Annotated in this window: 16 protein-coding genes; 10 read left to right on the forward strand and 6 right to left on the reverse strand. The window is 45.3% G+C overall.

Annotated elements, in window-relative coordinates:
* The 3 genes from WD077_06450 to WD077_06460 form a co-directional block, all read right to left on the reverse strand.
* A partial coding sequence (locus tag WD077_06450) for a hypothetical protein (GenBank protein ID MEX0966859.1) occupies nt 1–201 on the reverse strand: 201 nt, incomplete at its 3' end.
* Nucleotides 164–1,045, reverse strand: coding sequence for a hypothetical protein (locus WD077_06455; protein MEX0966860.1), 882 nt, complete (start codon nt 1,043–1,045; stop codon nt 164–166). The genes WD077_06455 and WD077_06450, both read right to left, overlap by 38 nt.
* A complete protein-coding gene (locus WD077_06460; protein ID MEX0966861.1) occupies nt 1,042–1,233 on the reverse strand; it encodes a hypothetical protein in 192 nt (63 codons plus the stop codon). Before WD077_06460 ends, WD077_06455 begins: the two co-directional genes overlap by 4 nt.
* 438 nt (nt 1,234–1,671) lie before the next feature.
* Here WD077_06460 and WD077_06465 point away from each other — a divergent pair, with 438 nt between their 5' ends.
* Nucleotides 1,672–4,020 carry a T9SS type A sorting domain-containing protein gene (locus WD077_06465; GenBank protein MEX0966862.1) on the forward strand — a complete coding sequence of 783 codons (2,349 nt, stop codon included), beginning with the start codon at nt 1,672–1,674 and terminating at the stop codon, nt 4,018–4,020.
* Nucleotides 4,021–4,130: 110 nt separating this feature from the next.
* On the opposite strand, the gene WD077_06470 is transcribed toward WD077_06465, so the two are convergent.
* Complete coding sequence (locus tag WD077_06470; GenBank protein MEX0966863.1) at nt 4,131–4,706, reverse strand: GDYXXLXY domain-containing protein; 576 nt, start codon at nt 4,704–4,706, stop codon at nt 4,131–4,133.
* Nucleotides 4,699–5,982, reverse strand: coding sequence for a DUF2157 domain-containing protein (locus WD077_06475; GenBank protein ID MEX0966864.1), 1,284 nt, complete (start codon nt 5,980–5,982; stop codon nt 4,699–4,701). The genes WD077_06470 and WD077_06475 overlap by 8 nt, the downstream gene beginning before the upstream one ends.
* Before the next feature lie 239 nt (nt 5,983–6,221).
* Here WD077_06475 and WD077_06480 point away from each other — a divergent pair, with 239 nt between their 5' ends.
* The 9 genes from WD077_06480 (at nt 6,222) to WD077_06520 (ending at nt 15,650) form a co-directional block, all read left to right on the forward strand.
* Nucleotides 6,222–7,631, forward strand: coding sequence for a 2-oxo acid dehydrogenase subunit E2 (locus WD077_06480; GenBank protein MEX0966865.1), 1,410 nt, complete (start codon nt 6,222–6,224; stop codon nt 7,629–7,631).
* A 117-nt stretch (nt 7,632–7,748) separates the two neighbouring features.
* Nucleotides 7,749–8,195 (forward strand): response regulator transcription factor, encoded by a 447-nt coding sequence (locus WD077_06485; GenBank protein ID MEX0966866.1) that lies wholly within the window; start codon nt 7,749–7,751, stop codon nt 8,193–8,195.
* Between the two features lie 78 nt (nt 8,196–8,273).
* Entirely contained in the window at nt 8,274–8,813 is a 540-nt protein-coding gene (locus tag WD077_06490) for a DUF4199 domain-containing protein (protein MEX0966867.1), read from the forward strand.
* Between the two features lie 302 nt (nt 8,814–9,115).
* Nucleotides 9,116–10,747 (forward strand): L-glutamate gamma-semialdehyde dehydrogenase, encoded by a 1,632-nt coding sequence (pruA, locus tag WD077_06495; protein ID MEX0966868.1) that lies wholly within the window; start codon nt 9,116–9,118, stop codon nt 10,745–10,747.
* A gap of 146 nt (nt 10,748–10,893) precedes the next feature.
* A complete protein-coding gene (gene ychF / locus WD077_06500) occupies nt 10,894–11,991 on the forward strand; it encodes a redox-regulated ATPase YchF (protein ID MEX0966869.1) in 1,098 nt (365 codons plus the stop codon).
* Between the two features lie 141 nt (nt 11,992–12,132).
* Entirely contained in the window at nt 12,133–12,963 is an 831-nt protein-coding gene (locus WD077_06505; protein MEX0966870.1) for an immunoglobulin-like domain-containing protein, read from the forward strand.
* Between the two features lie 172 nt (nt 12,964–13,135).
* A complete protein-coding gene (locus WD077_06510) occupies nt 13,136–13,948 on the forward strand; it encodes a uroporphyrinogen-III synthase (protein MEX0966871.1) in 813 nt (270 codons plus the stop codon).
* On the forward strand, nt 13,911–14,864 hold the full coding sequence (gene hemB, locus WD077_06515; GenBank protein MEX0966872.1) for a porphobilinogen synthase: 954 nt from the start codon (nt 13,911–13,913) through the stop codon (nt 14,862–14,864). The genes WD077_06510 and hemB overlap by 38 nt, the downstream gene beginning before the upstream one ends.
* Nucleotides 14,865–14,963: 99 nt before the next feature.
* Nucleotides 14,964–15,650, forward strand: coding sequence for a chlorite dismutase family protein (locus WD077_06520; GenBank protein ID MEX0966873.1), 687 nt, complete (start codon nt 14,964–14,966; stop codon nt 15,648–15,650).
* A gap of 94 nt (nt 15,651–15,744) precedes the next feature.
* On the opposite strand, the gene WD077_06525 is transcribed toward WD077_06520, so the two are convergent.
* Complete coding sequence (locus WD077_06525; GenBank protein MEX0966874.1) at nt 15,745–16,080, reverse strand: translation initiation factor; 336 nt, start codon at nt 16,078–16,080, stop codon at nt 15,745–15,747.
* Nucleotides 16,081–16,095 lie beyond the last annotated feature (15 nt).

The following is a 16,095-nucleotide window of genomic DNA, read 5'->3' on the forward strand; positions in this document are numbered from 1 at the left end:
TAAAGCATTTACTGTTTGTCCTAAAAATCCTCTAACCCTGCCTTCATATTCAGAACCATCAGCATTAAATAAATTACCTCCTTCATAAGTTAAAGTTTGTTTTCTCCCAAGACCTAAAAATCCTGCACGATGTTCAATCTTAACTGTATCTCCAAATGGATCACTAAACCAAATCGGATTGATTGCCTTGCATAATAGCATACGGACTTATAGAAGGGTTTGGCTTAGGGTCTAAATTCCAGCGGTGATCCACACGGGGATTATATTCCCAAAAAAGTGCAGTGTAATGATTTCCAGCCCCTGCAATCTCATCAACCTTTTCTTGTGTGTTATAGCCATAACGATAAGACCCAGAGGTATATTGGCGGTCTTCCATTACCATCCCAAACGGATAGTAATTAGCATACATCTCCAATACAGCCGTAAAGTCGGATGGGCTGGCGGTAGAAGCAGGTAACTTTCGGTCTGCTACAACAGCGCGCACGTTCCCTAAGTGGTCTTTCAATTCGTATTCCCTTTTGTTCAGTTCCCGGGTATAGGTGTTTCCAGTAACAGCAGAGAGATCACGGGTAATATTCGCGCGGTAAATCCCCAAGCGATCACTGCCGTAGAGCGGTATTTCAGTAAGCTGCTGCTGGTTGTCATTCACCAACTCATAGTTGGCCAGTATATTCCCGGATGCATCGCGCACATACCATGTGGTGGTAGTACCGCTTTCCGTCTGCACGCTTTTCTTTACGCGGTTGCCCATTGCATCGTATGTAAACGTGATAACATCGGTATAGGTGGCAGTGCTGTTTACATTTAATACAGTAGCTACTTTGCCATATACATTCCAAGTGGTAGTAATTCCTTCTTGCACGTCTTCAATTAAATTTCCAATAGCGTCATAACGATAATTCGTGGTGGCCTGGCCCGAGGAGATTTCCTGGATACTGATAGCTTCTTCTACCTCAATTATCGCAGCCTGCATTCGTGTTTTGGTATCCTGGATTATGATTTTTCTGACATCCCGCAGAAAAGAATTGGCGAACTCAACCTTCATTTTAAGGCATCCAATATATCCTTGCGATCCACTTTAGCACTCTTTAGTCCTGCATCAATAGCTTTGGAAAAAAGCTCATCTTCCGCTTCCTCCAACGATAATACTTTGAAACCTATCTTCTCTGCAAGTTTCAATAAGAGTTCTTTATCGTCCCTGGAGTCCGTTTTAATAACACTGAATTCTGACATATCCATTCATTTTATAATAGCAGCCAATTTACATCAATTTTCAAGCATAAAAATAAACGGGAGATCACCTGCCTCTGCTGCAATAATGCAGGTCCCAATTATTTTGGGACAAGCCCGGATACGGGTTACAGCCCATGGTGATGAGGCGTTGGCAACGGTCGCAAGCCAGAAAGCCGCAGTATTCCGCTGGCGCGGAATTGTCCGGTAATAAATCGGACCTGCATTAACCGCTCTTAGGTGGTACGATTTTAATCAAAACCTGGATTATAAATAAATTATCGTTTAATTTTCCCTCAAAAAACATCAACACTCAACAAATCAATGCAACAGCAGAAGAGAACGTTTTGGAAAGATAATTTGTATCATAGGAAAAGAACCGGACGTTCTTTCCCTATTTGCTGCAAAATATTTGTCTTAAATTGTACCCATAAATATTGAATGATGAAGTATTACTTACTCTCTGTCGTTGCCATTCTCTTCACCTGTTCTGCAACCGCTCAGCAGGTGAAGCTCTACCCAAGTGTTACTCCGAAGATCGTATCAGGTTCAAACCACGACACACTCTATAATCCCTTTGCCGGGGGGCTGGTTGGTCCGCAATTCTCCAATATTGACATGAACTTCGATGGAAAGCAGGATCTTCTGGTATTCGATATTTCAGGAAACCAGATACTGCCTTTTATTGACGAGGGAGAGCGGGGGGAAATGTCCTTTCGCTACCGCCAGGATTATGCAGACTTCTTTCCACCTGCGCGTAATTTCATGCTGCTGGCCGACTATAACAATGACGGCTTGCCTGATTTCTTTACTTATTCACGCCTCGGCAGCGGCATGGAGATCTGGGAAAATACTTCTGAAAATGATCAGCTTTCATTTGAATTGCGCACGCCACAGGTGCTGTTTCCACACAATAATTATGAAACCAACGTTTTCATCGGGAACACGGATTTACCCGCGCTGACGGATGTGGATGGAGATGGCAGGCTGGATATTCTGAACTTCGGAACGCTGGGCGGATATGTATATTACTACCGCAATGTTTCATTAAATCCTGACAGCCTGAGGTTTTGCCTCATGGATGAGTGCTTCGGAAAATGGCTGGAAAGCTCCACCACCAACGCTCCGATCCTCGGTATCAGTTGCGGCCCGCGAGATACGAACTGCAACAGATTGCGTTTAGAAGATCCGGATGAAGGACAAAATAAAAAACATGCCGGCTCCACGCTCCTTGCGCTGGATATGGATGGCGACAATGATAAAGACCTTGTGGTGGGAGATATCAGTTACCCAAACCTCATTTTGTATACCAACGGCACTAAAGAACTTAACAATGGAGGAGTGGATACTTTCATTTCGTATGATACGGCTTTCCCGGCCTCTACCGTGCCGGTAGATATTTTCTATTCGCCCGCAGCCTTTTATGTTGATGTAAACGGAGACGGCATCAGGGATATGGTTTCCGCGCCCTTCGAACCAAGAGCTGGGAAAAAACTGAACCAGGTGTGGCTCTATCTGAACAACGGTGCCGACAACAATCCCGACTTTGAATTCAAAACCAGCAGATTCCTTCAGGAGGAGATGCTGGACCTGGGAAGCAAGACGGCACCGGTATTTGTGGATATTGACGCAGACGGAGACATGGACCTGATTGTGGCTACCGCAGGAGAGTACATGGAAAATTTCAATATGGCAGACCGGCTTGTGCTCTATGAGAATATCGGGTCGGCCACCGATCCGATATACGTACTCAAGGACGATGATTATCTTTCTTTAAAACAGCAGGGACATTCTGATCTGCGACCGGCTTTCGGAGATATTAATGGTGATAATTCGTCAGACCTGCTCATCGGCACGCGCTTCGGAAATTTCATCTATTATGAAAATACCGCAGAAGCTGGAAACCCAATGGAGTTTACCTTCAAGACAAATGATTTCAAAAATATGGGGAGCGACATTGGATATATAACGGCTCCATTTATTTATGATTTAAATGGCGATGGAAAAAATGACCTGATCATTGGAGAAGCCGGAGGCAACATAAATTATTACCAGAATACTGGCCAAACCGGAAATCCTTCTTATACTTTGATTACCGAAACGCTTGGGAATATTCACACCAACTCCTTTTTCTACACCTATGATTATGATACCTCCGGAAATATCATTGACTCCACAATTGTTATGGAATCTACCGGAGCATCTGCGCCTGTAATTGCCGATTTTAACGGAGACGGAACGCCTGAACTGGTGAGCGGATCGCTGAACGGCAAAATATTCTTTTTTGAAGTTGGCGCTGATCCCAACGCTGAATGGCAGGAACTGGATACCGTATTTTATAATTACATTTTAGAGCGGGGCGTAAACAGAAAACTTGGGTATTTCTCTACCGTTACCACAGCTTCCATTAATAAGGATTCATTGCCTGACCTGATCGTGGGCAGCGAGCGGGGCGGCCTCGTATTCTTCAGCAGTATAGACGAGGGGCTGGACTCCTCCGGGTCTGTAGGAATTACACCAAAACCCGCAGCAACCATTCAGGTGCGGGTATTCCCCAATCCTGCGCAGGATGAATTGAATCTCTCCATCAGCAACCCTTCTTCGGCTGCCAATTATCATGTAGAAATGATCGGATTGACCGGACAAACGGTTTATCTTAATAATTTGGAAAACGGCAGGAATTCCATTATTATTCCTACCGATGATTTGCCACGTGGCATTTACTTATTGCGAATTACTGACAGGAACAGCAGTGTTCATTACACAACTCAAAAGGTTGTTTTGCGATAACTATTTCACGTTCATTTTTTCTATATGTTAAAGCCGGGATTTTAAAAAGTCCCGGCTTTTTTAATTCTAAAAAAATAATTACAGCTAATTATATAAATCTCAATTTCTCCTTATTCTTCCTGCTGAGCTTTTACTATTTCATTTATTGAAATGCCATCAATCAGCACGTCCTTCAGCACGGCCTCCCCGTTTTTAATTCTCACCAAAGCATACGTTTCTAAACTATCGTTCTGCTGGGAATCAATGTAGGCCAATTCCGCTGGGTAAGCCTTTGATTCCTCCATATAATACCTGTCAAATGGATACTGAACTGTCAATATATTTGTCGTATCTCCCGAAACAAACCACACTTTGGCTTTCAGGAAATCCTCGCTTTCATCAGGCTTTTCCTTTGATACCGAATTAATTTTAACAAAACCTTCCTCATCCGTTTTCAGAGAAAGATAAACGGATTCACCCGAAACCCAGTCGTCTTCATTTTGAACTCCCACGGTGTTCTCTGCAAAGTTCAGGGTAATGTACTTCCCTCTGAAAGGATCGGACGGATCAACCGGTGCTGTCCTGAATTTGTATTCAGTTCCCGTGCGCAATACGTTCTCCCGGTCCATAATCATTTTGGCAGGAACATAAATTTGCACCAGCGCAACCATTACAAAAACGATCATAATTATTTTTTTGCTATTCATTTGTTTTCCTCTTTTTAAGCATCCAATAGTTTGTTGCAAAAAACCCTGCTCCCACTGATACGAACAAAATTCCCCGCATTACAAAACTCAGGTCGGTGTCAAAAAACCGGCAAACCACCAACGCTGTAATTATCAGCAACCCATAATTTAATATTCCCAAATGGAACTTTTTCGCGCCATCCATAATTGTCAAAATCCCAATGGTAAGAACATACAAATTGATCAATACCACGGCAAAAGGCAAAACCCCTCCAATTATAAAAGTGACGATAAACAGCATAAAAATAAATGCGAAGGGTTCATTTGCCTTTATCCTTTCCTTTTTGAAATTAATATAAAAAAGCCCCGCTGCCGCCAATGATAAAACCACAGAAGCATAAAATTCAGGCGCCAATATTATTTCATTTAAAAGAAGATTCCTGCTTCGCAAATCTTCCCAAAACCCATCGAAGCTCAATATCAGCAGCAGAATAAGCGTGCCCGCTGAACCTAATACCCTGAAGCTGTTGTTCCGCGTTTTTTGCTGCCTGAAATATCCTGACATCCCAACCAGATAAAATACGCCAAACAGGCTCATATAGGCAATGAACATTAATTCATCCGTATTTTTCGCCACGGTGCCAAGTGCAATGATCAGCGAAACCGGAAAAATCCAGTTGTGCATCACCATGAAATTGCTATCAGGCTGCTTTCCGTACAAATAATAATAATGCGGCAAAACGCCCGCAAACATTAGCCAGTACCAATAGGATTCGGTGGATGGATATGACCAATAATTGGTTTCGCAGGCGAAATAAGTTATCCCGATAATATAAAGCAAAGAGGTAACGGAGGACTTCATTACGTAAACCAGCGGCAGGCACAGCAACATCCACGTCATCAGAAAGGAACTGAGGTTGCCGGGAATATTATAAATCTGGCTGACCAACGAAATGCTTGCCCCCACGGCAAAAAACAAAAAAGCCGTGCTGGCCTCTTTCCAGGCGGTGCTGTCCGGTTGTTTAATAAGGCTATAACCGCAAAGCACCTGGCCCGCAAGAAGCGGTAAAAAAGCAAACACCACCTTCACCGTTCTTGAAAATTCGTCCCAATTATGAGCGATGATCAGGATAATTCCCAGCCCGACTAAAATAGCGCCCAGTATTCCAAAAACTATGAATAGCCGGTTGACGGATGAACTTTCCTTGCTATTATAATAATCGCGGATTTTGTCTGCCGTTTCAGGTGTGATCACTTCCGCTTGCAGAAGCTCCGGCAGGCTTTTCAGTACACTCATATTTTTTTATATAATTCAAGGCATTAAGACTATTTCTGTCGGAAAATTATTCCTGTCAAATATGCGTATTTTTTAAAAGATCACAACACAGGCGGCCCGCAGCATTCCTGCCTCCTTTTCCGTTTGCCAGGCATTTTTTCAACCTTGAAGAAAGCTCAGTGTTAAGTTCACATCTGCATGAGCCGGAGACGAACTTCCGGGAAACATGCGATACATCTAACCCAAATAAATGCTGCGCAATGGCAAGAGAAGTGAAAGTCCCGAAAATGGCTGAAGGTGCTGATTCGGCAACCGTAAGTGAAATCCTGGTGAAGGAAGGAGATACTGTGGAGAAAGAGCAGTCGCTGATTACCGTGGAATCTGACAAGGCTTCCCTGGAAGTGCCGTCTGACGCTGCCGGAAAGGTGAAAGAAATAAAAGTTGCTGAGGGAGATGAAATTTCTGTGGGGGATGTGATCCTGCTTCTGGAAGATGAAAATGGGGAGGATGGGGACAAGGAGGAAGATGAGGAAGAAACTCCGGAGGAAGACCAGAAAGAAAAGCCAGAGAAAAAAGAAAAAGAAAAGGAGGAGGAAAATGATAAAGAGGTAAAAGAGGAACCAAAGGAAAAGAAGGATAAAGATAAAAAAGAGGCTAAGCCGGAAAAAGAAGAATCATCGCAAGAAGAAGAAGAGAAAAATAAAGCTAAAGAGAAAGACAAGAAAGAAAAATCCAGTGAAGAGGAGAAACCGCAAGTAGAGGCGGAATCCAGGTCAGAAACTGATGAGGCCGCAGCAGGGCCTTCAGCGAGAAGGCTGGCGCGGGAACTTAGCGTGAAGCTGACGGAAATACGCGGCAGCGGACCGGAAGGACGAATCCTGGAAGATGATGTAAAAGCATTCGCCAGCGAAATTATATCGGGCCGGGCGACTGCCGCACCTGAAAGCAGCTTGCCGGACTTCTCGCGATGGGGAAAGGTGGAGCGCAAGCCGCTCAGCGGAATCAGGAAAACAACGGCTCAGCACGTAGCCAGTGCCTGGCGACAGATCCCGCACGTTACGCATTTCGATGAAGCTGACGTTACAGGGCTGGAGAAATTCCGCGAAGATTATGGCGAGGAAGTAGCTAAAAAGGGAGGTAAACTCACGGTAACGGCCATTTTACTGAAGATCTCCGCAGTCGCTTTACAAGAATTCCCGGAATTTAACGCCAGCCTTGATATGCAGAAAAACGAGATGGTGCTGAAGCATTACATCCATATCGGGATTGCTGCAGATACGGAGAACGGGCTGTTGGTACCGGTAATCCGCGATGTGGACAAAAAGCCGGTAATTGATTTAGCCCTGGAACTTGACCAAATGGCTGAAAAGGCCCGGAACCAAAAGCTGACAAAGGAGGAGATGGAGGGCGGAAACTTCATCATCTCCAATCTTGGCGGCATTGGCGGAACCAACTTCACGCCTATCATTTATCAGCCGCAGGTAGCTATTTTGGGCGTGAGCCGAACTGCAACAAAACCCGTTTGGCGCAACGAACAATTCGAGCCGCGGCAAGTCCTTCCGCTTTCGCTCAGCTATGACCACAGGATGATTGATGGTGCAACTGCCGCCCGCTTCCTCCGCTGGATCTGCGAAGTGATAGAAAAACCCTACAAAATGCTGCTGGAATGACTAAACCGGTTTTCCAGTTTCTTCTGAACTTCTTTTCCTTATCCTGAGCCGGCATCCTGCTCTTTAATGACGGAATGCTGAAATTCGTCCTATGAAAAGCCGAAACTGCCTGCTTCAATGAAATACAGCTATCTCCTCTTCGGACTTATCATGGGCTTGCTTCTCTTGCTTTTGCAAACGCTCCAGTATCGCGTTATGCTGCGCGATCTTTCACTGGAATTATATGGCGGTATCATAGCCATCATTTTTGCCGGCATCGGAATTCTTCTTGGCAGCGGCATTTTCAGGAAGAAGCACGAAAAAAATTCCCCTGCATCCGTAGCCCATCCTGACCGGGCGAAAATTGCAGCCTCCCAACTCAGTTCGCGGGAACTCCAGGTGCTGGAACTGATGGCAAGAGGATATACCAATCAGGAAATTGCAACGCAGCTTTTTGTTTCGCGAAATACCATTAAAACGCACACCTCAAATATCTACAGCAAACTGGAGGTAAAACGCAGGACGCAGGCGGTACAGCGGGCTCAGGAAATGAACCTGATCACCTCACCCGTTGGGGTGAAATGAGGAAAATCACCCAAAGGTATGACCGGGTTTCTATGCCCTCGTCATTGATTTGCGTCAAAATTTAAAATCATAAAAATCATGAGAAAAATTATCTGGATTTCCGGCAGCATTGCCGGAGCTATTATGATCTTCAGTTGGTTCATAATGGGAATGGTTTGGCAGTCAGAGGACGGAACTTTTGATTTCGACAAAGGTGAGGTTATAGGATACACGGCAATGCTGCTGGCACTATCCACTGTGTTCCTGGGCATTAAGGTGTACCGCGACCGCCACCTCGATGGTATTATTTCTTTTAAGACTGCTTTTCTCACCGGCCTCTATATTGTGCTGGTGGCTTCCGGAATTTATGTGGTGGGATGGATGGTGTATTACCCCAACTTTATGCCCGACTTTGCCGACAAATACCAGAAACATCAGGTGGAAAAACTTGACGCAGAGCCTGACCTGACGGAAGAAGAAAAACAGGAACAGATTGCAGAAATGGAAGAGTGGATGGAAATGTACAAGAATCCCTTCGTAATGGCAGGATTTACTTTCCTTGAAATATTTCCCATCGGATTGGTCGTAGCCATCCTGAGCGCGCTTATCCTGAAACGCAAACCACAGCCTGCAACATAGCTCTGTGGAAATTAATGGTAATTGTTCCGGTAACCGGTTGCAACACTTTTTGCTGAATTTTTATAGCATTGCCCAGGTTTAAAAATTTGCCTATGCTATAAATTTATTTTTTGAAGATTGTCCTTCATAATTGCATTCCCGGACTATTAAGATTTTGGTAATAATTCAATTTCCGAACAAAAGCAATTTCAATTTTCTGATCCCGCATCTTTGTCAAAAGATCATGGAAACAAGGGCGATCCGCTGGTAAAATGCCTAATTTTGCACCGCGAAAAATTCTTGGATCAGAAAAACACAACCCAATGTCAAACGCAGTATTTACCGTACCCAAACCTATCAACGAACCGGTTAAAAGTTATGCGCCCGGATCCCCGGAGCGAAAAGAACTCAAGGCCGCTATAGATCACTATTACTGCAGTGCCCCTGTGGAAGTGAAGATGGTGATAGATGGAAAGCCGACTGAGACCGCAGATATACGCGAGATCCGCCCGCCTCATAAGCTGGATACGTTGATCGGCCAATATCATTATGGCAATGAATCACACATAAATCAGTGCATTGAAGCCTCCTTGAATGCACAGCAATCCTGGGCCGAAATGCCCTGGCCGCAGCGTGCCGCTATCTTCCTGCGGGCAGCCGATCTTATTGCAGGGCCATACCGCGCCAGGATTAATGCTGCAACCATGATCGGGCAAAGCAAAAACGCCTACCAGGCAGAGATTGATTCTGCCTGCGAACTCATTGATTTTCTCAGGTTCAATGTGGCTTTTGCGGAGGAACTGTACCAGCAGCAACCGGTATCATCACCCGGAATATGGAACCGCATGGAATACCGTCCGCTCGAAGGATTTGTGCTGGCCGTAACGCCATTCAACTTCACGGCTATTGGCGGCAATCTTCCCACGGCTCCTGCGCTCATGGGAAATGTGGTGGTTTGGAAACCTTCGCTGAAGCAATTGCTGAGCGCGCAGGTAATTATGGAAGTGCTGGAAAAAGCAGGACTGCCAGCCGGTGTAATCAACCTGCTGTTTGCTCCGGGAGAAAAAACGGTTGACGTTTGCTCTCAGCATCCTGATTTTGCCGGGATCCATTTTACGGGCAGCACCGGAGTTTTCCAGTCCATCTGGAAGAAGATTGGTGACAATATCAGCACATTCAGAACCTATCCGCGCATTGTGGGCGAAACAGGCGGCAAGGACTTCGTGATGGTGCATCAATCGGCAGTAGCTGAAGAAGTGGCAACAGCACTGGTGCGTGGCGCTTTCGAGTACCAGGGCCAGAAATGTTCTGCCGCTTCACGCGCTTATATTCCCGCTAACCTTTGGGACAAAGTGAAGGAATTATTGCTTAGCGATCTAAAAACCATCAAGCTTGGCCCGCCAGAGGATTTTTCAAATTTTGTGAATGCCGTGATTGATGAGAATGCATTTAATAAACTGGCAAAATATATTGATGAGGCAAAAGAGAGTGGCGATGCAGAAATAATAGCCGGTGGAAATTATGATAAATCCGAAGGTTATTTTATTGAGCCCACGGTTATTCTGGCCAAAGCGCCAAAATACGTAACCATGTGCGAAGAACTTTTTGGCCCTGTACTTACCATTTACGTTTATGATACAGCCAAATTTGAAGAAACACTGGATCTGGTAAATAACACGTCCATCTATGCGCTCACGGGTTCTATTTTCGCTAAAGATCGGAAGGCTGTGGAAATGGCCACGAAAAAACTGGTGAATGCTGCCGGCAATTTTTACATCAATGATAAACCAACCGGAGCCGTTGTAGGACAACAGCCATTTGGTGGCGCACGGGGTTCAGGAACCAATGACAAGGCGGGTTCCATCCTCAACCTCATAAGGTGGGTATCAGCCCGTACGCTGAAGGAAACTTACGTGCCGGCTACGGATTACCGCTATCCCTTCCTGAAGGAATAATTCAGTATTAAAATAATAAAGTTTGAGGGTTTTAATTTTTTGGGTTTTATCAAAATATTAAATTTTATCTCAATTCTTAATTTAATTTTTAAACCATGTAATGCTGATTTTTTGAATTTGCACAAAATCGGCAATTAAAATAAAATATGGCTTTACGATGTGGAATTGTTGGACTTCCGAATGTGGGAAAGTCCACGTTGTTCAACTCGCTGTCAAGTGCTAAGGCGCAGGCGGCCAACTTTCCGTTTTGCACCATCGAACCGAATGTGGGCGTCATCACCGTGCCGGATGCACGGTTGAATCAGCTATCTGACCTCGTGCAACCGGAGCGGATCGTGCCGAATACCATTGAGATTGTGGACATTGCCGGGCTTGTAAAAGGTGCCAGCAAGGGTGAGGGATTGGGAAACCAGTTCCTTGCAAACATCCGGGATACCAACGCTATCATCCACGTCATCCGTTGCTTCGAAGATGCGAACGTGGTGCATGTGGATGGTTCTGTAAATCCTGTTCGCGATAAAGAGATCATTGATTATGAGCTCCAACTCAAGGATCTTGAAACCGTTGACAAGCGCCTGGACCGGGCCCAAAAGCTGATCAAGTCCGGGGATAAACTGGCCCAGCGAATGGTGGATTTGCTGAAGCGCCTGAAATCCCACCTGGAAGAAGGGAGATCAGCACGGGCAATGGATTTTACGCAGGAAGAGCTTGAGGATGTGCGCGACCTCCATCTCATCACGCTGAAACCTGTACTCTATGTGGCAAATGTGGATGAACATTCCGTAATTGATGGAAATGAATTTTCCCAGCAATTAAAGGAGGCCATTTCCGGAGAACAGGCCGAGATGATCCTGATCAGCGCAAAGATCGAATCGGAGATTGCGGAGCTGGCTGATCCTGAAGAGCGAAAAGAATACCTCGCCATGTATGGCCTCACCGAGCCGGGCGTAAACCGGCTAATCCGGGCGGCTTATAACCTGCTGAAGCTTATCACTTATTTTACTGCCGGGAAAAAGGAGGTCCGTGCCTGGCCTGTAAAAGCAGGAAGTACTGCCCCGCAGGCCGCAGGCGTTATCCACACCGATTTTGAAAAAGGATTTATCCGGGCCGAAGTAATTAAATTCAAAGATTATTTAGAATTAAAATCAGAAAATGCCTGCAAAGAAGCCGGACGGCTGAAGCTGGAAGGAAAGGAATACAAAGTGGAGGATGCAGATGTGATGCACTTTCGCTTTAATGTTTAAAGTATTTGTTTCTTAATTTATTTCTAACCGAATTAAAATTCAGCGCTGGCAGGAAGCAGGAATAAAAGACACGGATGTCATTGGCGTCTGATTTCTTTAACTTCGTATTCTTCTATTAAACTTTTGAGAAAAACACGAACCATGAAAACGCTGCTATCCTTACTGCTCTTTTTTTCTCCGGTCATAAGTCTTTATTCGCAGGATACGATCCCGCCCGTCATTACGCTGAATGGCTCCGCATACGATACCATTGAGGTTTACGATCCATACCCGGAGCCCGGATATTCCGCAATGGATGACATAGATGGCGATCTCACAGCGCAGGTTACGGTTTCGAGTTTATTGGATACATCCCTTTTAGGCACATATATCATTGAATATTCAGTAGCTGATGAAGCAGGGAATACAAGCGAAAAAACGCGCTGGGTACATGTTCAGGATACGGAAGCTCCACACCTTGAACTCGTGGGAGATTCCCTCAAGCAGGTCGCATTAAATGAGCAATATGTAGATGAAGGTTATACTGTTTCAGATAATTATGATTCGATTCCAAACGTAATTTCCTGTGGTACCTATCGTAATTCTTCCAGCCACGGATGTTTTACGATCTGTTTGATGGCAGAAGATCAGTCAGGAAATAAATCCAGGATCATTACCAGATATATCAGCGTGGACAACGGGTGTACCGGTACGCTGGATTATGCTGTTTGTGAAACGCTGCTGAACGTCAGGCCCTCCAATGTTCCGGAAATTGAGATATACCCAAACCCTGCAAAAGATGTTTTAATAATTAAAAATTTAACTCAAAAAATAAAGGGTGTTTCATTTATTAATTTGCAGGGACAAGTAATGGCAATGGCTAATGTGGATGGAAATTATTTAAAAATACCTGACCATTTATCACCCGGAGTTTATTTTATTAAAATTGAACTGGAAGACCAAATAGTGGTGAGAAAGCAGGTGATTGAATAGTCTGCTGAAACCATTCATTTTCCTAATCGGTCAATCTTCCTGCGTAAATATCAATATCCGCAATACGGCAGTTTCTGACATGAAAACCGGCCCGGCAACTTTGATTTTCCTGAACCTTTGTCGCTACACAATATCTCCTGACCTTTGCAGCCCCAATGTGAAGAGGTAGTGAATGGAGCAAAAACAAGCATCTCCCTTAGCGGGAAAAACAATCCTCGTAACCCGGCCAGAGGCTCAGGCCGCTGATTTTGTTGAGAAGCTAAAGCGAATTGAGGCCAACCCGGTTCTCTTTCCTGCCATTGCCATTTCAGCGCCTGAAACCTACAACGCAGTGGATGCTGCCATCGGAAACCTGGCGGGCTATGACTGGGTGATCTTTACAAGCGTAAATGGCGTGCGCTTTTTCACAGCGCGGATGCAGGCACTCCAACTCCCGGTTGATGCATTGAAAAAATGCCGGATTGCAGCCATTGGACCAGCCACCGCCTCCTTGCTGCAGGAGCTTGGCCTGCATCCGGAATTTGTGCCTTCCAAATTTGTTGCAGAGGTTTTGGCTGAAGAATTTCCCGATGTAGAGGGACAGAAAATCCTGCTGCCGAGGGCTGATATAGCCAGGAAAAACCTGAAGCACGACCTGGAGGCACGAGGTGCAAGTGTGGAGGAACTGGTGGCCTACCGCACCAGCGGCTCGCATTTCCCCGAAGACGAAGCGCGGCAACGCCTGTCGCAGGAAGAAATAGACATCATCACTTTTACAAGCTCATCAACCGTGCGGTATTTCCGCGAAAAAATGGAAAAGCTCGGCATGTCGCTGCCCGAAGCAAGGATTGCCTGCATCGGACCTATCACAGCAAATACGGCCAGGGAACTGCAATTTGATGTTTGGACGGAGGCCGAAACCTATACGATTGACGGACTCATTAATTCTATGGAAAAAGCATTAGCCAATGAAAAAACGGCCAAGAAGGCTCAGAAAGAGCGATAACCTCCGCAGCTTGGTGAGGGAGACGCACATCACAATGGACGACATTGTGTATCCCCTCTTTGTGAGGCCGGGAACCGGAATTATGGAACCCATCATTTCCATGCCTGGGCAGTTCCGCTGGTCGCCTGATACGCTTGTGCAGGAGGTGAAAGAGGCAATGGATGCGGGTGTGAAAGCCGTGCTCCTGTTCGGGTTGGCGAACCACAAAGACGAGCTGGCCAAGGATGCTTACCATGATGACGGTGCCGTACAACAGGCTCTTCGCAAACTGAAACAGACATTCCCTGAATTGCTGGTGATGACCGATGTCTGTGTTTGTGGATTTACCAATCACGGCCATTGCGGAATTGTAAAGGATGGCCATGTGGCGAATGACGAAACCCTGGAGATCCTGGCGAAAACTGCTATAACCCATGCGAAAGCTGGCGCTGACATAGTGGCTCCCAGCGCTATGATGGACGGACAGGTCGGGGCCATCCGCGAAGCACTGGATGCCACCGGATTTTCGGATGTGGGCATAATGGCCTATTCAGCCAAGTTTTGGAGCAGCTTCTATGGTCCGTTCCGTGAGGCCGCTGATTCGGCTCCGCAATCCGGCAACCGGGCCACTTACCAGATGGATACAGCCAACAGCCGCGAAGCCCTCCGCGAAATGGATATGGATGTGGAAGAAGGTGCGGACATCCTCATGATCAAACCCGCTGTCAGCTACCTGGATATTATTTACCAGGCACGCCAACGGCATAATCTGCCTATTGCGGCTTATAATGTTAGTGCAGAATATTCTATGATAAAAGCTGCTGGCGAAAAAGGATGGATCAATGAAAAAGCTGTAGTAATGGAAATGCTTACCTCTATAAAGCGTGCAGGAGCAGACATTATCATTACTTATTTTGCAAAACAGATTTTTAAATAAAAATGATTGGTGTTTAATTTAAAAATAAAACATTTAATACAAAATAATCACATTTTATAAATTGCCTCTTTTTGCTTAAACAACAAAACCTAAATTAAAATGGATAAAAGAATATTAGTACATTACCAAACCTTCAGTTTTTCTGAAAGCTTCTGGATGATGGAAAGAAGTGATAAGCGTAAACTCCTGAGAGAATTCATCAAAGCAGCGAGGGAGGTTTGCGGACAGGCGGAATTTTACCAGCTTTATCCTGCCGCAGGAGAGTGGGATCTGATGCTATGGAGCAGCAATAATGCTGAGGACAAAATGGCCCCGGATCAATATTTCAGGTCGTTTGCCGGCAAATTCAATGCGTTGCGAAGCCACATCCTTCCGGGCCGCAATTTTTGGGGAATGACCAAGCCTTCGGTTTATTCTAAGGCCCGCAGATCGCCTCAGGAAATTGATCCTTTTGATACAACAAAGCGAACTCCTTATTTCATTATTTATCCATTTTCAAAAACACCAGAATGGTACATGAAAAGTAGGGAAGAAAGGCAGGAAATGATGAATGCACATATTACGCTGGGAAAAAAATACAAGGAAATAAATCAACTGCTCCTGTACTCATTTGGATTGCAGGATCAGGAATTCATCGTGAGCTATGAAATGGAAAGCCTTGCCCAATTCTCCGACCTTGTGTACGACCTACGCATGACGGAGGCGCGGCTGTTTACATTGCTGGATACGCCAATTATTACGGCCCTGAGAAGAGAAGAAGACGACCTGATGGACTTGTATTGCTAAACCCCAATTTTCCTTTTAAATACCGGATATTCTATTTTGGTTTGTTCCGGAAAATTTTCTGCACGGAAATAACGGGAATGCTACAAGTGGTTTTTTAACCTCCGCTGAATTTTACCTTATAGCCTTCCGCTTTTAAAATTTCTCCAACTTTTTCCCGGTGGTCGCCCTGGATAATTATTTCCCCATCCTTTGCGCTGCCACCGGTACCGGCTTTGTTTTTCAGCATTTTTCCCAGGTCCTTCAGTGCTTCATCGCTGCCCCGGAAACCTTCAATCAGGGTAACGATTTTGCCGCCACGGCCTTTGCTGCTGCGGCTCACCTTCAACTGTTGCGCAGAAGGAACGGGGGTTTCCACTGGTTTTTCCTCATGATCAAGATCAAAATCAGGATTGGTGGAATAAATTAATCCACCCTTATTTTTTTTCGCCATTACTGCTTTTTTATT

This window comes from Bacteroidia bacterium (genome assembly GCA_040880525.1).
Classification (GTDB): Bacteria; Bacteroidota; Bacteroidia; order CAILMK01; family JBBDIG01; genus JBBDIG01.